The following is an 18,765-nucleotide window of genomic DNA, read 5'->3' as shown; positions in this document are numbered from 1 at the left end:
CCGTATATAGTGCTAAGGTCAAAAACTCTTAAACAAAATGCGAGATGAACATTGAGAATACACAGGTGCAGATGCGGAAGGGGATTCTCGAGTTTTGCATCCTTCATATCATATCACGTGGCGAGGTGTATGCCTCCGACATGCTGCAGGAGCTTACCTCTGCAAAGATCATGGTAGTGGAAGGAACACTCTACCCCCTCCTTACCCGGCTGCGAAAGGCCGGCCTCGTTGACTACAAATGGGTTGAATCAAACTCAGGGCCACCCAGAAAATACTATACCCTGACTGATGAAGGAACAACTTTTTTAAATGGGCTCCAGGGTACCTGGGATGAACTTGTGGGCTCCACCAGTAAAATTATGACAACGAAAAAGCAAAACGGGCAAAAGAAATGAATAAGAATATAAGCATCAATATTAGCGGCATTATCTTCCACATAGAGGAAGATGGCTATGAAAGGCTAAAGGGCTATCTCGAATCCATTACCACCTATTTTTCGACTTTCGAAGACAACAAGGAAATTATCGCCGATATCGAAAGCAGAATAGCTGAGATTTTCCTCGAGAAGCTGGACAAGGAGAACAAGCAGGTGGTGGCCATCGAAGATGTCAATATGCTGATCTCCACCATGGGTACCATTGCCGACTTTGAGGCGATTGAAGACGTGGAGGACAAAGCAGCACCTGCTGCCGCAGCCGACACCAGCAGCGAAGAAAGTACTAGTACTGCAGAAGAAAAGACCGAAGAAAAAGAGAAGACCGCTTCGAAAAAACTTTATCGTGACATCAACAGAAAAGTCGTTGGTGGGGTGTGCAGTGGTCTTGCCCACTATTTCAGCATCGACCCCATGTGGGTGCGTTTGCTCTTTCTGCTTATGTTCTTCAACTTCTTTCTACCAGGCTTAAGTGGTGCAATTTTGCTCGCCTATATTATCCTGTGGATTGTGGTGCCTGGCAACAAAGCCCTTGAAGACGACAAGAAGATCAAGAAGATGTTCCGCAGCCAGGAAGACCGGGTGCTGGGTGGTGTGGCCAGTGGTGTGGCTGCCTATTTCGGAGTGGATGTAACAGTGATCAGGCTTTTGTTTGTGCTATCCATCTTCCTTGGGGGCACGGGATTCTTCGTCTATATCATCCTGTGGATCATCACGCCCCTGGCAAAGACCATTACTGAAAAAATGCAGATGCAGGGAGAGCCTGTTACACTTTCCAATATTGAGACAAACATTAAGTCGAACCTCAACATAAAAGAAGACGAAGAAAGTCCGATCGTGAAAGTGCTGCTATTCCCATTCCGTTTGATCGCATTGATCATCAATGGCATCGCCAAATTTATCGGACCTGCCGCCAACGTATTCGTTGATATCATTCGGGTATTCATCGGACTGCTTTTCAGCATCATTGGGTTGTCGACAATGACCGCCATTGCGATAACATGTGCCATGTTCTTTGGGCTCACCATTGGTTGGTGGGACTGGGTATCGGTTGACGGCGTGCCAGTAGAGCTTTTCCAGCAGACACTACCTGGCTGGGCTGTCTTTGGGCTGTTCCTGTCGGCTTTCATACCAGCATTGGCTATCACCCTGGGTGGTATCAGCATCATGGCGAAAAGATGGGTGGCCGGGTCCTTCTTAGGATGGACACTGTTCGGCTTGTGGATCATCAGTCTGGTGCTTGTGAGCTACACAGTGCCACGCATTATCATGGACTTCCGCACAGATGCCATCTACACCGAAACCAAGACTTACGACATGGCCGGCAAAACAGCCATCTTGAAACTTTCAGGAAGCGACCGCCAGGATTGGGACGAGTGGAACGGTCAGTACGAAGCCGTGGAGCTTCGCCTGAGAGGCCACGAAGATTCAGTGTACAAAGCCGTCTTCGATTTTGAAGCAAGAGGAAGAGACCGTTCGACAGCTCTTGAAAATGCGCAGATGGTAACCTATGACGTCGATGTGCAAGACTCTGTATTCAATTTCCCAAGAGAGCTTAAGTTTACAAACGACGCACGCTTCAGGGTGCAAAACCTGGACATCACGCTGTACATCCCCTACAACCAGCCCTTCAAAATGGACGAAAGCCTGGCCAGGATTCTGAGAAACACTATCTACAGAAATGGCTACTCTACCCGCCAAATGGAAGGCAATACCTGGGTGTTTACTGACGCTGGCTTGAAGTGCACCACTTGCGAGGAAGATGACGACTATTACTCATATAACTCAGGCTCAGGAAAAAGCTCCTTCGATGCAAAACCCCTTACTTACGACTTCAAAGGATACGATGAGATTGAAGCCGGCGGCATCTTCAAGTTCTACATTAAGCAGGGTGACTACAAAGACATCGAAATCACTGGCGACGACGAATGGCTGGAAAGAGTGAAAGTGAGCCAGTCGGGTGGCGTGCTGAAATTCGATATCCGTGGCCGCAACTGGGACTGGCGTGACAACTGGGAGTCGAGTGACAAAATCTACGTCTACATCAGCACACCGGACCTGGAAAGTATTGACCTGTCCGGCGCCTCGGAAGCCTATATCGACGGCTTCCAGGCCAACAAACTTAATATTAACCTCTCCGGCTTTGCCCAGGTGGATATGGACATCGACGCCTCCAAGCTCGATATAGAAATGGACGGCGGCAGCAAGCTTACGTTGCGGGGCAATGTGAACGAGCTAAAGGCCGACGTGGAAGGCGCTGCCTCGCTCGACGCCTTTGGCAGCGAAGCCCGCTATGTCGAAGTAAAGGCCCAGGGAGCAGCCCGTGCCAAGGTAAACGCCATGGTCGATCTGAAAGCAGAAGCATCCGGTGCCAGCACTATTGTGTACCAGGGCGAGGCAAGCTCCGATATCAGAAGGTCAGGAGCAGGGTCGGTAAGGAAAGAGTAAGAAGGTAAGAGGTGAGCAGTAAGTGGTGAAGAGAAGCCAACCACTTACTGCTAACTACTTACCAATAACCAAGATTTTCATTTGCCCAATTTTCAAGTCCGAAAAGCCGGACGCCGGAAGGTGTTCGGTTTTTTTTATGTACAAAAAAGCCCGGGGCTATCTACCTCCGGCTTTCCACTGATCTGTGTACCTAACTAAAAGCTTCTACGTATTAGTTCTCGTTGTTGCGTTATTCAAAGTAAACTACCAGCATATCAGTCCCTCCCTCAGGGCCAGGCCCAACAGATGCGGCATGTGTTACCCGGCCTGGTAATCACAAGGTCTTCCGGGGCAATAGTGCCTGCCGGATACACCTTCCCTTCCTTCTTCTTATAGAAACCAGGGTCTACTTCTTCCTAATGTGTGTCCAAACTCCCACCGACCTGAGGGGCAAGTTGATAGCGGTAAACTCATATCCTTTGGCGCCTCTGACTAAGAAGATTTATGGGTATATTTGGATGCGTTTTGGATATATTGAAAATACATAATAGAGAAGGAACTATTTATGGATACATTTGGATGTTATTTGGATATGTCCATAAAAATCAGATGGCAATGAATCAAAAACTTGAATTCGGCGGAGATGTTTTCCAACAACTGATGAAGCTGCTAAGTATTATTGACAGCTTCAAAGGAAACTGGCAATCAATAGAACTAAAGCACAGCAAACACCTCAAAGAACTCAGGAAAATAGCGACCATAGAAAGCATAGGTTCATCTACCCGAATCGAAGGAGCAACATTGACAGATGCAGAAGTTGAAAAGCTCCTTAGGTCTGTAAAAATTACGAAGCTGACCACCAGAGAACAACAAGAAGTGGTTGGCTATTATGAAACGCTCCAAGTCATCCTGGATAATTATACGGACATAGCGTTGTCAGAAAGATATATCCATCAATTGCATGGGATGCTACTAAAGCACAGTGCCAAAGACCAGAGCCAAAAGGGGCAGTATAAAACCCTTTCTAACCAGGTAGTGGCTAATTATCCTGACGGAACACAGCGAACCATTTTCAGAACGACAGAGCCATCTTTGACATCCAGGGAAATGGAAGAGTTGTTAAACTGGACTGACGAACGCCTGACAAAAGCAGATATGCATCCGGTGATGATTACAGCCGCTTTTGTATACGAATTTTTATCCATCCACCCCTATCAGGACGGAAACGGAAGGTTGTCACGGTTATTGACCACTTTGCTACTCATGCAACAAGGGTATGGTTTCGTTCAGTACGTATCATTTGAACATATCATTGAAGAGCGGAAAGAAGACTACTACAGGGCTTTGATGGAAGGCCAGAAAAACCGGTACAAGAAAACCGAAAGGATAGACAGATGGATCTTATTTTTCCTGGATTGTCTGTCTACACTTATCAAGCGCTTAGAAGCAAAATATGAGGTTTACAGCAAGTTAACAAAAGAGCTGAACGAAAGACAGCAAGCAGTGCTTGAGTTCGTCAAAAAGCGGAAGGCTGTTCGTATGAGCGAAATAGAGGAAGCATTTAAAACTCATTCACGAAACACTTTGAAGAAAGACATGGCTTACCTGGTCAATGAAGGGTTATTGTTAAAGATTGGAGAGAGAAAGGGCACTCGATACCACCATCAGGAATAGCGGCCAATCTCATGCAGGTAAACAGAGAGGTTTTTACCCTCATGTGTTACCCCAGCCAGGTAGCAGGCATACCTACACCGTATTTTTTCTATGCTTGTAAAACCGCCAAAAAAACCTTCAGGACGGGCTTTTTCTTGATCTTACGCTGGCAGTTTGCCGATGCACCATCGCCGACATAAAAAAGCCGAAGGTTACCCACCCCCGGCTTTCCACTGATCTGTGTACCTAACTAAAAGATTCTACTACCTACTTATATGTTGTTGATGTGGTAAATTCCTTGGGCGTATAGTTTTAACAAATTAGTCCTTCCCTCAAGGCCAGGCTCACCAAATGCGGTGTATTGTTCACATTCAGCTTCATAAACAGGTTGCTCTTGTGCTTGGCTACGGTTAATTCACTAATGAAAAGGATGTCCGAAATCTGCTTGGCGCTGTAGCCAAACGACAACTGCTCAATGATCTCCTTTTCTCTTCTCGTTAATGGATTGGCTTGTTCGGTCATGATAGTTTCATTTTTAATACACTACCTTATGACGATTCCAAGAAAAGGTCACCGCACATTCTGGATTTTTTTGCTGCTACTTATATTTAGGTATTTTAGGTGACCTTTAGTCTTTTCAATCATTATACTACAACCGGAATGGATGAAACCTTGATCGCTTCGCTTAAAAACGGAGACATGCAGGCCCTCGGCGAATTATATAGCAAATACCGTCAGGAATTTATCGCCATGATCCGGGCTAAATATAAGATGAGCAACGACGACGCCATGGACATTTATCAGGTAGCCACCTTGCGGCTTTACAACAATGTGGTGAAGGGAAAAATGACCATGATGCACGACAGCATAAAGCCCTACCTGTTCAGCATAGGACTCAATGTGTACAAGGAGATGGTGAGGGAAGGCATGAAAATACCTTTGAGCAGTAATCCCCTGGAATGGGTGGATGACAGAGGGGAAGGACAAGAGGCGACCGACGCAGCCCAACTGAAGGAAAGCTTGCTGGAGGCCACCAAAAAGGCCATCGAAAAACTGGGCGATCCGTGCCAGAGTATGCTCACACGGTTTTACTATTTCCGTGCAAGCATCAGGCAGCTGATGGAAGAGTTTGGCTACAAAAACGAAGCAACGGCCAAGAACAAAAAGTACAAGTGCCTACAGCAACTAAGGGAGCTGCTGCAAAAAGAAAAGATTCAAATGGCTTTGGCCTAATAGAGGTAAATGGAAGAGCAGGACATAGCACTAATCGACAGGTACCTCAACGGAGAGCTTTCAGAAAGCGAGGAAGAAGAATTCCGGCAAAGGCTGGCGGCAGAAAAAGATTTCGCACAACTGTTCGAGGATTTGAGATACTTACAGAAAGGACTGGAACGAGCAGAACTGGAGAAAGCCTGGCAGTCGATTCAGGCGGCAGAAGCCGACATTGTCGACACGGCACCTACCGGAGCGGCCACTTTCAGCTGGAAGGTTTGGTTGCCAGTGGCAGCCTCGGTGGCGCTGCTGGTAGTAGCTGCTTGGTTCTTTTTGCTAAGAAGTACGGAGCCACAGGCGCTGTATGCCCAATACTTTGAGGTATACCCCAATGTGGAGGCCCCGATTTACAGAGACAGTAGCGCCAAAGACAGCCTGACGAGCAAAGACCTGGCCTTCAGGAGATACGCCGACGAGGACTATGACATGGCTATTGAAATCTTTGAGAGTATTCAAAAACCCGACGAAGGCACGCTGTTTTACCTGGGCATGAGCTATTTGGCCAATGATGAGGCGGCGAAGGCAGCGAGTATCTGGGAGCCTTTAATTGGGGAAGCTGAAGACTACAAAACACAGGTGCAATGGTATTTGGCCCTGGCCTGGCTGAAGTTGGACGAGGAGGAGAAAGCGAAAGAGTTATTTGAGGAGTTGGCAGAGTCGGGCACGGCTTATGAGGAGAGGAGCAGGGCGATATTGAAGGCTATATAAACTTTATTTTCAACCTATACTTACCATTATGAAGCATTCAATTACAAATCCCAGTGTTTTCATCATCTTACTGGCAATTGTTGGGGCAAGTTGTGGGAGCAGCCGACAGTCAACAGATAACTCCGAAAGCACGGTTGACACGCTGATCTTTTACCACCCGGATCTTGATCTGGAAGACCTGAGAAAAAAAGGTCGCAGAACCCATATTAACGGAGAGGTACATAACCCGTGCTCGAAATGTGATAAAAAATCGACCACAGACTCAGCGCAAAGAATACATAAATATGTGTATGCACTGACGACATATGACTCAACAGCAGACACTTTTCTGCTTCCCGGAATAAACAACGGAAATCTTCCCAATCTCCAGTTTACGAACAAGAACTACTCCATGGTAGTGAGAACTACCATGCTAAAGGGGCTAGCTCAGGATCACCCAATGACAATTGCCTTTGATCTCTGCGAGTTTGAAGATGGGTCTCAATGTAGGCACCCCCACTCCGTTCTGCCTGACGAGGTAAAAATAATAACCAACAATAGCCCTGACAGATTCGGGATAGTTGAAGATCCCTATACCAATGGATTGATTTATGGAAACGCCAATCCATACGGCATGGTGTCCTTTGGTGATACAACACTCATGTTTCTAAAGTCTACAGGCGTATTAGTATCGCTCAAGGATAGCGTTTCATACAAAATTGGTCGGGTTAGATTTCCCCTTGACGGCAAAATGCGGGTTTTACCTCTTGCGTATGATGTAAAGAAAAAATAGAAGGCCTGCCAAAGCTAGTGCCATCATAATAAAGAGAGGGTGAGAGTCCCTTTCTTCTAAATTTCCATAATAAACAAATGAAGCCCATCTTGCCGGATGGGCTGTTTTGTAATCAGATTTCGAGACCAGTTTCTTTCTTGCTTCATATAGCGCCATTAGCGGCGGTTCACCAATTCGCATCGCTCGATAGAACGCACCCATAATTTCAACCGAAGCATCGTCATCAGTTCTCCAAAGACTTTGAATTACCGCCCTGGCCCCGGATAATCTAAAGGCCCTTCCCAAGCTTAATATACCCTCCCCTTTAACCGACTTTCCAAAACCGCTCTGACAAGCACTAAGCACCACAAGCGGGGAATTCGTTTTTTCATTGTGTAGTTGATTCGAATAAACCTTCAACTCCCGACCTTCTTTGTTAGCAAAACTTAGATAGGAGCCAAAAATAGATAAAGTGTCTGTGCCTCCGTGTACTGCGACATGAAGGATTTTGTTTGTGTTGAGATTCTTAAGCAAATCGTCCCGAGATGCGTCATAAACGAACTCGCCTTCCCAGTATCGTCGTATTAAATCAAGCTCTTTCTTTGATCCCGGAAGATTATTGGTGCGGGTTTTTGACAAATTGTAGTATCCCAACCCAACAACTTCTTCAGCGCTCACCCGCTCGTGGCCTGAAGCGATCATCAATTGAGAACTGAAGGAGTAGGCGATTGGAGCAGCAAACAACAAATACTTGAAGGTGTCAAATCCATCACTTGAACCTGGCTCAGCAGTGAGTAGTACCTCGAATGGCAAAAAAGACAGGGGTCCGTCTGGAACTAGATATAAAACTTGTGCAAACTCAAGATGATCGAGAAAGGCGTTATTGAATAGCATGGAGGATAACTTAAATGCAGATGCAGAGAAAAGTTCTGGTTGCTGCTTGTTTGCAGTCAAAATACCCAGCACTGTGGCCAGCTCACTGCCCACTTGATTGACATCAGCAACCTTTTTTACAACAAAATCGTCACCATCATAAGACATGCAATAAATGGAGTTTGCCCCCCAAAAAAACTCTGCGTAGTAAGACGAAGACGACGATAAAAATCTGGACAGCTGGTCAAGACCCCCAAGATTGTTTTGCAAATCAATATTACTGAACTGTGGATAGTTAGATGAAAGGACGGTAGAAATACTGTCAAGTTTGCTCCTCACAAACTGCCTTCGCACTATCATCGGCTTGTTGATAGTTTTTTCTGTTGACAAGTCCTCAAATGTCGCCCACAAGGTTTCATACTTTTTAAGTGAGTCGAGCAGGCCCGGTTCGACGCCATTTCCATCCCTTCTTGTTCCTAAAAGTATTTCTTCCAATAACTGGACAGATTTGCTCATTTGAAGTATTTTAAAACTCCTCTCCAACATCCGTTTACGGTCGGATGCAATAGCCATGCGAGCATAACATATGTCGAGACCCAGCTCAAACACCTTCTTCATGTCACTGAACATGTACATCTTTGTCATATCTCCAGAATAGATTTCTCTTCTTGACAAGAGTAAGTTCTCTAATTCGTTGTAATAGAAAAACACATCATCATTTAAGACACCACTTGTGCTCTCGAGGCTTTTCTTGTGAAGGTATACTCCTTTCCGATACATAAAGGTGAATAGGCTATTACTATATAACACAGTGTCAAAGGGAGGATTTTCGCCAACTCCAAAGTTTTCAAAGGTAGGGTGGGCCGCAACAATCGCCTTTTGAATAAAGTAGAGCGCCGAATCGTTATTCTTCATTTTGTGATGGAACTCAGCTAATCCGCCATATGCCCACCCTACATCATCGTGTTTTAAACCAACAAGGGATGTCTTCAGAGATAGGTTTTCGTTAAAATAATAGCGTGCAGAATCGTAATTTTTCTGATCCAGAAAGAAATTTGCCAAATTCAAACTAAACCATGACGATTCCAGAGACTTTTGTCCTGCAACCCGGGCCGCCAAAGATTTACCACGTTGGAGCACCTGATAAGCCAAATCTGGCACCCCGGCTTTTTTATAGCCACTGGCACAATTGTTATAATAGTTGATTAAACTTCTACTATTAACGCCATTTCTTTCAATTTCCTGATCAATCGCTTTTTCGTAAAAATCCGTGGCGTCACCGAAACGTTCAGCGTTGTAATAGAGGTTACCCAACGCCACGAGGCAATCATTGACAAGCTGACCCCACTGGTTATTCTGAGCAATCGAGAGGGACTCCAAAAAACAAGATTTAGCACTTTCAAGGTCATATTTATCCTGATAGAGAGTTCCGAGCGAGTAGGAAGCGTCGGCATAGAAAATCGATTTTGGTGAATGCGATCTAACGAGATCCATCAGTTTTTCAGCTTCCCGCAACCCTTCTCTGCTTTTAGCAAGTCGCCACCAGTACGTCAGCACTTTGTAGTGAACTGCAAAAAAAAGTGGAACCTTTTTTTCCGTATAAGACTGCCTTAAAACTATTTCCGCCCTGTTCAAAGTGACAACAACGCTATCATTTTCCCGTTCTCTAAAATGATAAATACCCTTAGCCAATAGCCAATTTCCTTTAAGATAAGCATCACCTTTCCTCTCAACCGGTTCCTTCAGAGTCCTGAGCATTTTCAGTCCTTTCTCCAACTCTCTGTTGTGAAAGTGTGTTCGAGCTTCGTAAACATCCAGCAACAACCCGGCCTCATGCGACAAGCGCTGCTTGCGCAGGTTTTTGATGATGGGATATGCTTTCTCTTGATTAAGCGTAAAAATCAGCGAATCCACCTTCTCCAAATCCTTCCTGATCAATTCGAAATCAGGCGGCTGGGCGGACAAGGAAAAGAATAGGCAAAACAAGGTGCAGGTAAGGCAGGCGAGTCGCATCTATTGATTAGTCAATTAATCAGGTTGAGATCAATATATAAATTGCCAAAATACTATGACCATTCAAAGGGGATTGGACGGATATGGGACAATTAGTTTGAAGAATAGGACTAAGCCAATTCAATATTGCATTAAAAGGCCAGAAACATCTCCTCTCCCGGCTTTTTCACACCTGCTGTTATGTTGCAGCAGCTTTGAATTACATCCCAGCAATACTGACTCAATCTGGTTGATCATACCGTTCCTGACACATGCAATAAAAACTTATGGGGCCTCCCCGGTATTGGTCAACTCCGGTCTTCCGTCTCCGGTCTCCCAACTCCATCTCCCATTCATCACCTCCAAACTCTCCCACTCATTCCTCTCCTACTTTAATACACAAACCCCTTTCCACTCCCAACCCTTTTTCGTAAAATGAAGGATATTTAGAAAACGCTTAATCTTTTTATCCTACTATGTCCGCATTTCAAATCAAAGAAGTCCCCGAGGAGTACGATGTGGTAATCGTCGGCTCAGGTGCTGGTGGTGGTATGTCTGCCAAAGTGCTTACCGAGGCTGGCGCCAAAGTGCTCATGCTGGAGGCTGGCCCCCATTTCGACTCCGCCAAGGGCGATATGTTCAAATGGAATTACTCTTCTCCACGCCGTGGTGCTGGCACCAAAGAAAGAGCATTTGGTGAGTTCGATGCTGCCTTCGGTGGCTGGGAGCTGGAGGGCGAGCCCTACACTCGCACCAAAGGCACAGAGTTCGACTGGTTTCGCTCCCGCATGCTGGGTGGCCGCACCAACCACTGGGGGCGCATCTCCCTGCGCTTTGGCCCCAACGACTTCAAGCGGAAAAGCATAGATGGCCTTGGCGACGACTGGCCAATCTCTTACGACGATATCAAGCCCTACTACGACAAGGTGGACGACCTGGTAGGCGTTTTCGGTTCAAAAGAAGGCATCTACAACGAACCCGATGGCAACTTCCTACCCCCTCCAAAGCCTCGTGGCTACGAGCTGCTGGTAAAAAAAGCGTGTGACGAGATCAAAATACCAGTGATTCCTTCCCGCCTATCCATATTAACTCAGCCGCACAACGGGCGAGCCGCCTGCCACTACTGCTCGCAGTGTAACCGGGGTTGCAGCACACACTCCAACTTCTCTTCGCCCTCAGTGTTGATCGGGCCTGCATTGGCTACCGGCAACCTAACCATTCTGAATGGTGCCATGGCCAGAGAAGTGACTACGGACAAAGAAGGAAAAGCCACAGGTGTAAGCTATGTGAGCAAAGAAGACGGGCTGGACTACCACGTAAAAGGCAAGATCGTGATCCTGGCTGCCAGCGCCTGCGAGTCGGGCCGACTGATGATGAATTCCAAGTCGTCGGTACATGCTAACGGCCTCAGCAACAGCAGCGGCATACTTGGACACTACATTACAGACTCTACCGGTGCTTCCCGCTCGGCGCTAATTCCTGCCCTGCTGGATGGCATCCCTCACAATGAAGACGGCGTAGGCGGATTGCACGTGTATACTCCCTGGTGGCTCGACAACAAGAAACTGGACTTTGCCAGGGGTTATCACATCGAAATTTGGGGAGGCCGTGATATGCCTGGGTACGGCTATATGTCGGGTATTGAAAACCTCAACAAGCACCTGAAGCTTCCTGACGGCAAGACCCGCCCCAGCGGGGGTGGCTATGGCGCTCAGCTGAAGCAGGATGCCCGCACGCTCTACGGTGCCACTGTGGGCTTCTCTGGTCGTGGTGAATCTATTGCCCGCTACGACAACTACTGTGAAATTGATCCGAATGTCGTTGATAAATGGGGCATCCCAGTGCTACGGTTCAACTACACATGGAGCGACCATGAGATCAAGCAGGTGAAGCACATGCAGGATACCTTCGAGGAGATTCTGACCACCATGGGCGGTATTTTCACGGGGCCAAAACCCGGCCCTGAAAGCAACTATGGCATTGCGGCTCCCGGGCGTATCATCCACGAGGTGGGTGCCACCCGCATGGGCAACGACCCTAAATCCAGTGTACTGAATGCCTACTGTCAGGCGCATGAAGCCAAAAACGTTTTTGTTTGTGATGGAGGGCCTTTTGTGTCGCAGGCCGACAAGAATCCTACGTGGACCATTCTGGCGTTGAGCTGGAGAACTTGTGATTACATCATTGATCAGATGAAGCAACAAAACCTTTAATCAACATGGAACCAATTAGCAGAAGAGATTCCCTTAAATATATTACGTTAGCCTCCCTGTCCGCCACCGCATTGATTGCCTGCGAACCAGGAAAGGAAGGCGAAATGGCAGAACATGTGCACCCGACAGAGATGCCCGAGGGCTATGCCAACCTTACCCCTGAGGTGATGGAAATGCTTAATCAGAAGTTTTTCACCGACGAGGAAAGACAAATGGTGAAGGTGCTGGCCAACCTTGTCATCCCTGCCGACGATAAGTCAGGAAGCGCAGAAGATGCCCTTACAACAGAATTCATTGAATTCACTTTGATCGACAGAGAGTATATGCAAACGCCCATACGTGGTGGACTGCGGTGGATGAACATTGAAAGCACAAAACGTTTCGGCAAGAACTTCACTTCTATTTCGGAAGCAGAACAAAAGCAGATACTGGATGATATCGCCTATCCACAAACCGCCAGCCCTGTTTTCAGCCAGGGGGTAGCCTTTTTCAGCACTTTCCGCAGCCTGGTGCTTACAGGCTTTTTCTCCAGCAAACTGGGAGTGGAAGACCTGCAGTACATGGGCAACCGCCCCACAGTGTGGAACGGCGCTCCGCAGGAGTGGCTGGATCGACTTGGCGTAAGCTACGATGCTTAAGCAGGTTCGTGAAAAACGCACCAGAACGGGGTGGGGCATTGAAGCACGTCCTACCGGATTAAATTTACAAATGAATTTAGGGTGTGTCTCACACCCTATTTCATTTCCAACCCTGCGTTTGTTGATGTATTTTTTACATCCCATTTTAAGTGTAGTGTCAGGGTAGTCTTCACACCCTTCCGTTTCATCTTGTTCGTGAGTGTGTTTCCACACCCTAAATAACCCTTAAACCAACCAGCAATGAATATTTTAAAATACAAGGCATTTACAGCCACCCTTCTTGTCATCGCTTACAGCTGCTCTTCCCATCAAAAACAAGCTGAGCAGGTAACTGAAACCCAACAGCCGGAATGGCAGCAGCTTTTCAACGGCAAAGATCTTGAAGGTTGGATTCCGAAGATCAGCGGGCATCCTGTGAATGACAACTTCGGCAATACCTTCCGGGTGGAAGATGGCTTACTGACCGTAGCCTATGACCAATATGACTCCTTTCGTTACCAGTACGGGCACCTGTTTTACAAAGAGGAGTTCTCGAAATATATCATCGCCACCGAATACCGATTCGTTGGTGAGCAGGTCACCGGCGGCGAAGGCTGGGCTGAGCGAAACAGTGGCATCATGGTGCATGGCCAGGATCCGGCCACCATGACTGTGGAACAAGACTTCCCCATCTCCATCGAAGTGCAACTCCTGGGCGGATTGGGTAGCGGTAAAAGACCTACGGCCAACCTTTGCACGCCCGGCACACATGTGTTTCTCGGCGACTCCCTGTTTACAGACCACTGCATCAACTCCACTTCACCTACTTTCGACGGTGAAGTGTGGGTAAGAGTGGAGACACTTGTGCTGGGCGACTCGCTGATCCGGCACTATGTAAATGGCATGAATGTGCTGGAATACACCCGCCCTCAAGTGGGCGGCGGCGTAGTCAATCGCTTCGACCCCGCTGCCAAACAGGACGGCATGCCTCTCACCGAAGGCTGGATTTCCCTGCAAAGCGAAAGCCACCCCATCCAATTCAGGAAAGTGGAGCTGATGAACCTGGAAGGCATCGAAGTACCGGAGGGGTATCGGAAGTAGGAAGTAATCTCACGCAAAGGAGAAGAGTAAATTCTCAGAAATCCCGCAAGCGTCTGCCCAGCCGGGACAGGCATGTGGGTTCCTTCAATCTGGCGTCCGCCAGCATCAGGATGGAGCTGCACCACCATCCTGTTTTATGCCATTCCGTCCTGGCCACTTCAGGGATTGGCAGCTTGCCTGCCTACTTCACCCCAGGCACACCCACCGGCTTAAAGTTATTCCACGGCCAGTCTTTCCTTTCTACTTTGGTCGGATACACTTCGCTCAGCGTCGCTCCATCGTACAGCCTGCCATTTTTCATCACAAAGCGAATCGTATTGGTGTTCCGCAGGTTCTCCAGCGGATTGGCATCCAGTACAATAAGGTCAGCCAGCTTACCTGCCTCAAGCGAACCCAACTCATTCTTCAGGCCAATATCTTCAGCGCTCTGGATGGTAGCCACCCTCAGCGCCTCATGCGGCGTAAGCCCACCGGAGCCCACCGACCATAGCTCCCAGTGGTAGCCCAGCCCCTGCAGCTGACCGTGGCTGCCGATGCCTGACAAACCACCCGCATCATAAAGGTCCTTTACAAACTCGGCATGCTTTTGAAACACATGCTCCTCGTCCATGAACCAACCCGAGCCATTGCCTCCTCTCCTTCTGCTTTTCTGATCCAACTCTTCATGAGGAGTGAAATGCGACAGTTTCTCATCATCATGCACCTTTTCGGTAGCATAGTAGTAGTTCTCGGCCCAGGGGCCACCATACGACACCAACAATGTGGGAGTGTAAGCCGTCTTCAGCTGAGCAAGCAGCGACGTAATGTCTGAATACAGCGGATAAACAGGAAACGAATGCTCATGCCCGGGGAAGCCGTCAATCACCTGCGTCAAATCCAACTTAAGGTCGAGCGCACCTTCTGTTGTTGGCATCAGCTCATTTTCACGGGCTGCTTGAATCACCCACTGCCGCTGCTGGCGGTTGCCGGTGATGTACATCTTGATCGTTTTCGTGTCAAAGTACTCCTTGTAGCGCCTCATGATCTGCCGGGCATGATCGAGGTCACGAATGTTGGTATTCCAATAGCCAACACCCGGACCAGTAGAATAAATACGAGGCCCCAGCATCCTGCCTGCCATCACCATGTCCTCGTAAGTCAACACATCCGTAGTGGCTGTCTGCGGGTCACGGGTGGTGGTCACACCGTAGGCCAGGTTGGCGGTGTACATCCACGCCTGATCTTTATGGATTTCCCACTCCGGCCACATGTGTGCATGCGCATCCACAAAGCCGGGAATGATGGTTTTGCCCTTCACATCAATCACTTGCGCATCAGCGGGTGCATTGATCTCTGACGCCTTCCCTACCCTTACGATGCGGTTGTTCTCGATATAAACAGCGCCATTTTCAATCACTTCCGTGCCATTCATGGTGATCACCCGGGCGCCAGTCAGCACAACTTTCCCTTTGGGTATATCCCTGGCCACCTCCACTTTCACACGCAACTCGTCGGGCTTAAAAGTGGGCTTGTCTTTTTTCTCGTCTTCTTTTTCTTCTGTCTTTTCGTCGCCCTCGTCTTTTTTCTCTTCCTTCTTTTCTTCCGCTTTGGCCTTCTCAGACAGCTTCAGGCTATCGGCAAAGGCCTCTCCTTTGGCCAGGTCGTAGTAGAAAAACGCATTACCTATCGACCAGGTGATGGCGCTGGCATCCGTTGTCCATGCTGGAAACTGCCCACCGAGATCGGTCAACCGCCTGGCTGGAAACGACGCCTTGTCCGGATCATTTACAGAAATACTGGGCGTTTCACCACCCACCATGGGTACGGTGACAAGGAAAACCTCATTATCGAGCAGCGCCATGGCCTTGTCTCCCTTGGGTGCCATTTTAATATAGTCAGCCTCTGTTGGCTTTTTCGTGCCAGGAACTGTCTTTCCAGTCACCTTCAAATAAGCTTTTTCATCCGTGCCGTCCCAGCGGATAGAAACGAGACCTTTTTCATCGTCGTAGAGGAAAATCCTGTCCTTGTCGGCCGTGAAGTGAGGCACGTTTCTGCCTTTTGCTGTAGCAATTACCGTGGGTTTGCCTCCCCCATCAGGAATCCATACCAGATCCTGCGAAACACCAAGCGCATCAGTAGGGCCGTAGCTGTCGGTCATGGCTTGCATAGGTGCTTTGTAAGTCACTATCCTGCCAGTCGCACTCCAGGCGATGTCACGGTATACCGCTGGCTCCTGCGTCAGCTTCACAGGCGGCGTGGTTTTCTTCCCAAACGTAGTTTTGTATATATGGCCACCGGCTGCATTGCTCCAGGTCACAAAAGCCAGCGAAGCGCCATCTGGCGACCAGGAAGGGTGGGCTTCTGTCATATCAAAGGTGGTCACTCTTGAAGGCGTGCCGTTCGGATAGTCCATTACGTAGAGTCGGTCAAGGGCGGTAAAAGCCAGCTTCTTGCCATTGGGCGAAAGCACCGGGTTCCTGACCTGCTTCACTATGAAGGTTGGGTCATCGCTGATTTTATAGTTGAAATGCACAGACGGCCCCACCTCAAGGTCTTCTTTCACCGTGAACGGAATCTCTACCGCATCACCACCGGCGATAGGCAGCTTCATGATCTTTCCACCATACGACAGCACCAGAAACTGACTATCGGGCGTAAACGACATGCCGGGCAGCACGTCACGGGTGGCAATCGATTCCTGGTCGTCACGCTGCACAGGGTACGCCAGCCACTTCTCATCGCCAGTAGCCAGTGTCCTGATCACCAATCCTGTCTCTGCATCGTGGCGGCTGCCATACACCAGGTATTTGCCGTCGGGTGACAGCGTGGGCCTGAAGGCCGAGCCGTAGCGGCTTGTTTTGGTTTCGTATTTGCCCGTTTCCCTGTCGTACACAGCCAGCTGGTACTGCGGAAACACAGCATTGTACTGCCAGTTGCGGTTGCGGTGGCTGAACCAGATATAGCGGCCGTCAGGGCCAAAGGCAGCCTCCACTGTCTTTAGCTGCTCCGGCTCTTTAATAAGCTCGATGCCGCTGCCACCATCTTTGTGCAATAGCTGTAGCTTTGGTACACTCCGCAGGATGGCCCCTTTCGATACCACCACATACTGACCATCGGGCGTCCATTCCGGCGATTGAAACACGTTGTTATTGCCTTCTGTGAGCTGGCGCTTTGTCGTATCGGCCAGTGTCATCACATACACATTCTCTCCGCCCGAAGCATCGGAAATGAAAACGATCTCCTTGCCGTCGGGGCTGAAGCGGGGCTGCGAATCAAAGGCAATGTCTTTCGTCAGGCGTGATGCCTGCCCGCCAACTATGGGCAGGGTGTAAATATCGCCCAGCAGTTCAAACACAATGGTCTTCCCATCGGGGCTCACATCAAGGTGAATCCACGACCCCTCGTTTACTTCAATGGGAATGGTGCGAAGAGAGTCCAGGGGAAGGCCCTTCTTTTTGTCATCTTTCTTTTGGGCAAGTGCCGCCACTGAAAGGCACAGCATTAGGGCCAGGGTTGTTGTTCTTTTCATTTTGGGTTAATTAGTAAAAGCCTGCTAGTTAGGGCAAAAAGGCAAAAGATACAACGGGGATTATTTGGGGGCGTCGGCACGGCCATAGCCACCCTGAAAGAGGCGTCAGACATCGGAGGGCATCCTTGTCTCGTTCATGTGAGACGAATGAAAGGAGGTTACTCTGCGCTTCTGCCAGCAGGATTGAATTAAAGAGGTTACTCTCTGCGTTCCTGCAAGTAGTAACCTCTTTAATCCTCGTGTCTCCAATCACCCCATCAACAAATGCTTCAACAGCTTTGGGCGTGCCCCCTTTGCCGCCGGAATGTTACTACTCACCCGATAATCCATTTCGGCGGCAGGGGTCGGGCCTTCACCAGTCGCCGGCCAACGCACGAAAAACCAACAGCGGGCTCCAACCCCGAAAGCTTTCGGGGCTCTGTCCCTCACGCAAGGAGGCATTGGTCAATCGAAGCGCCATTGTTACTCGATCGTCACGCAGTGCAGCGATAGCAAAGCGGAGCCGACGTGGAACCCGATGCAGGAACCCGATGCCGGAACCCGATGCCGGAACGAGGCACTCCAGTTTCGGAACCAAATCCGGCCGAACTACCATCACCACTTGCTGGTTGCTGCGCTACCCGATCTGGCTATCGTCGTTTTCTGTTGGAAAGAAATCCGTTACATAGACCTTCCTTTCTCTCTCCTCGATGTAATAGATGACTTTAATGTCAGCTCGTGGGCTTCTTCTGAAAAGAATAAACCTGTATTGGTTAGCCCGATGGCTGAGTCTGGATTCTATGGTTCCCCTTTTTGGAAGGAGTTAAAGGCTTTTAGTAAGATTTCTGAGAGAATGGGCAACTTGTTCGGCCCGATCAAATGTATAGTTGTCAAACAGATACTCCAGCACTTCGTAAAACGCCAGCTCTGCAGGACTGGTAATTATTACTTCGTATCGTTCTTCTTCTTCTGGGCCATCCATTCCTCAAAACCTCTGTCAAACTGATCGAACGATTTTACTTTTCCTCCTGAAATAGCCTCTTCGGAAAGGTTCGCTCTCCGATCCATTTCCTCGCTGGTGAGCATCTCCCTGGTAAACGTAAGCACCTTCTCCTGCTGGCCTTCCCCGAGCTTTTCCAATTCCTGTAGCAAATCTCTGTTAATAGCGTGAGGCATAGTCTTCCCTTTTTTACGATGATAAAGATAACGATTTTGGTCATTATTCCGAGCATGGCAGC

13 protein-coding genes are annotated in these 18,765 nt (G+C 48.5%); 9 read left to right on the top strand and 4 right to left on the bottom strand.

Annotated elements, in window-relative coordinates:
* Positions 1–44: 44 nt before the first annotated feature.
* From RIF36_RS07635 to RIF36_RS07625, 3 genes are all read left to right on the top strand, one after another.
* The gene (locus RIF36_RS07635) at positions 45–395 is read left to right on the top strand and encodes a PadR family transcriptional regulator (protein ID WP_152000559.1); all 351 of its coding nucleotides are present in this window, start codon (positions 45–47) and stop codon (positions 393–395) included.
* Positions 392–2,881 (top strand): PspC domain-containing protein, encoded by a 2,490-nt coding sequence (locus tag RIF36_RS07630; RefSeq protein ID WP_350129956.1) that lies wholly within the window; start codon positions 392–394, stop codon positions 2,879–2,881. Before RIF36_RS07635 ends, RIF36_RS07630 begins: the two co-directional genes overlap by 4 nt.
* A 594-nt stretch (positions 2,882–3,475) precedes the next feature.
* Positions 3,476–4,534, top strand: coding sequence for a Fic family protein (locus RIF36_RS07625; RefSeq protein WP_350129953.1), 1,059 nt, complete (start codon positions 3,476–3,478; stop codon positions 4,532–4,534).
* Positions 4,535–4,825: 291 nt separating this feature from the next.
* On the opposite strand, the gene RIF36_RS07620 is transcribed toward RIF36_RS07625, so the two are convergent.
* The gene (locus tag RIF36_RS07620; protein ID WP_152000563.1) at positions 4,826–5,035 is read right to left on the bottom strand and encodes a response regulator transcription factor; all 210 of its coding nucleotides are present in this window, start codon (positions 5,033–5,035) and stop codon (positions 4,826–4,828) included.
* Between the two features lie 138 nt (positions 5,036–5,173).
* Here RIF36_RS07620 and RIF36_RS07615 point away from each other — a divergent pair, with 138 nt between their 5' ends.
* The 3 genes from RIF36_RS07615 to RIF36_RS07605 are packed head-to-tail and all read left to right on the top strand — an operon-like array spanning position 5,174 to position 7,265.
* Positions 5,174–5,746, top strand: a complete 573-nt coding sequence (locus RIF36_RS07615) for an RNA polymerase sigma factor (RefSeq protein WP_350129950.1) — start codon at positions 5,174–5,176, stop codon at positions 5,744–5,746.
* 9 nt (positions 5,747–5,755) lie between these two features.
* Positions 5,756–6,493, top strand: a complete 738-nt coding sequence (locus tag RIF36_RS07610) for a hypothetical protein (protein WP_350129947.1) — start codon at positions 5,756–5,758, stop codon at positions 6,491–6,493.
* Positions 6,494–6,521: 28 nt separating this feature from the next.
* Positions 6,522–7,265, top strand: coding sequence for a hypothetical protein (locus tag RIF36_RS07605; protein ID WP_350129945.1), 744 nt, complete (start codon positions 6,522–6,524; stop codon positions 7,263–7,265).
* Here the strand turns inward: RIF36_RS07605 and RIF36_RS07600 are convergent.
* Positions 7,233–10,130: a CHAT domain-containing protein gene (locus RIF36_RS07600; protein WP_350129942.1), complete on the bottom strand. Its 2,898-nt coding sequence runs from the start codon at positions 10,128–10,130 to the stop codon at positions 7,233–7,235. The two genes, RIF36_RS07605 and RIF36_RS07600, sit on opposite strands and share 33 nt — an antisense overlap.
* Positions 10,131–10,585: 455 nt before the next feature.
* On the opposite strand from RIF36_RS07600, the gene RIF36_RS07595 reads away from it, so the two are divergent.
* The 3 genes from RIF36_RS07595 to RIF36_RS07585 all read left to right on the top strand — a co-directional run bounded on the left by RIF36_RS07595 (position 10,586) and on the right by RIF36_RS07585 (position 14,040).
* Positions 10,586–12,322: a GMC oxidoreductase gene (locus tag RIF36_RS07595; protein WP_152000568.1), complete on the top strand. Its 1,737-nt coding sequence runs from the start codon at positions 10,586–10,588 to the stop codon at positions 12,320–12,322.
* 5 nt (positions 12,323–12,327) lie between these two features.
* Positions 12,328–12,960 (top strand): gluconate 2-dehydrogenase subunit 3 family protein, encoded by a 633-nt coding sequence (locus tag RIF36_RS07590; protein ID WP_152000569.1) that lies wholly within the window; start codon positions 12,328–12,330, stop codon positions 12,958–12,960.
* 240 nt (positions 12,961–13,200) lie between these two features.
* Positions 13,201–14,040, top strand: coding sequence for a 3-keto-disaccharide hydrolase (locus tag RIF36_RS07585; RefSeq protein ID WP_350129939.1), 840 nt, complete (start codon positions 13,201–13,203; stop codon positions 14,038–14,040).
* Positions 14,041–14,221: 181 nt separating this feature from the next.
* Here the strand turns inward: RIF36_RS07585 and RIF36_RS07580 are convergent, their stop codons facing one another.
* Together RIF36_RS07580 and RIF36_RS07575 are read right to left on the bottom strand one after the other, a co-directional pair.
* Positions 14,222–17,548, bottom strand: coding sequence for an amidohydrolase family protein (locus tag RIF36_RS07580; protein ID WP_350129936.1), 3,327 nt, complete (start codon positions 17,546–17,548; stop codon positions 14,222–14,224).
* Positions 17,549–18,472: 924 nt separating this feature from the next.
* Positions 18,473–18,703, bottom strand: a complete 231-nt coding sequence (locus RIF36_RS07575; RefSeq protein ID WP_350129933.1) for a hypothetical protein — start codon at positions 18,701–18,703, stop codon at positions 18,473–18,475.
* Between the last annotated feature and the right edge of the window lie 62 nt (positions 18,704–18,765).

The organism is Imperialibacter sp., assembly GCF_040222815.1.
GTDB lineage: Bacteria > Bacteroidota > Bacteroidia > Cytophagales > Cyclobacteriaceae > Imperialibacter.
This window is presented reverse-complemented; position numbering and strand designations above follow the sequence as displayed.

What these genes read in the sequence shown, in the direction of transcription:
- RIF36_RS07635 (WP_152000559.1), top strand. Translation starts at nt 45, where the DNA reads ATGAACATTGAGAATACACAGGTGCAGATGCGGAAGGGGATTCTCGAG.
- RIF36_RS07630 (WP_350129956.1), top strand. Translation starts at nt 392, where the DNA reads ATGAATAAGAATATAAGCATCAATATTAGCGGCATTATCTTCCACATA.
- RIF36_RS07625 (WP_350129953.1), top strand. Translation starts at nt 3,476, where the DNA reads ATGAATCAAAAACTTGAATTCGGCGGAGATGTTTTCCAACAACTGATG.
- RIF36_RS07620 (WP_152000563.1), bottom strand. Translation starts at nt 5,035, where the DNA reads ATGACCGAACAAGCCAATCCATTAACGAGAAGAGAAAAGGAGATCATT.
- RIF36_RS07615 (WP_350129950.1), top strand. Translation starts at nt 5,174, where the DNA reads ATGGATGAAACCTTGATCGCTTCGCTTAAAAACGGAGACATGCAGGCC.
- RIF36_RS07610 (WP_350129947.1), top strand. Translation starts at nt 5,756, where the DNA reads ATGGAAGAGCAGGACATAGCACTAATCGACAGGTACCTCAACGGAGAG.
- RIF36_RS07605 (WP_350129945.1), top strand. Translation starts at nt 6,522, where the DNA reads ATGAAGCATTCAATTACAAATCCCAGTGTTTTCATCATCTTACTGGCA.
- RIF36_RS07600 (WP_350129942.1), bottom strand. Translation starts at nt 10,130, where the DNA reads ATGCGACTCGCCTGCCTTACCTGCACCTTGTTTTGCCTATTCTTTTCC.
- RIF36_RS07595 (WP_152000568.1), top strand. Translation starts at nt 10,586, where the DNA reads ATGTCCGCATTTCAAATCAAAGAAGTCCCCGAGGAGTACGATGTGGTA.
- RIF36_RS07590 (WP_152000569.1), top strand. Translation starts at nt 12,328, where the DNA reads ATGGAACCAATTAGCAGAAGAGATTCCCTTAAATATATTACGTTAGCC.
- RIF36_RS07585 (WP_350129939.1), top strand. Translation starts at nt 13,201, where the DNA reads ATGAATATTTTAAAATACAAGGCATTTACAGCCACCCTTCTTGTCATC.
- RIF36_RS07580 (WP_350129936.1), bottom strand. Translation starts at nt 17,548, where the DNA reads ATGAAAAGAACAACAACCCTGGCCCTAATGCTGTGCCTTTCAGTGGCG.
- RIF36_RS07575 (WP_350129933.1), bottom strand. Translation starts at nt 18,703, where the DNA reads ATGCCTCACGCTATTAACAGAGATTTGCTACAGGAATTGGAAAAGCTC.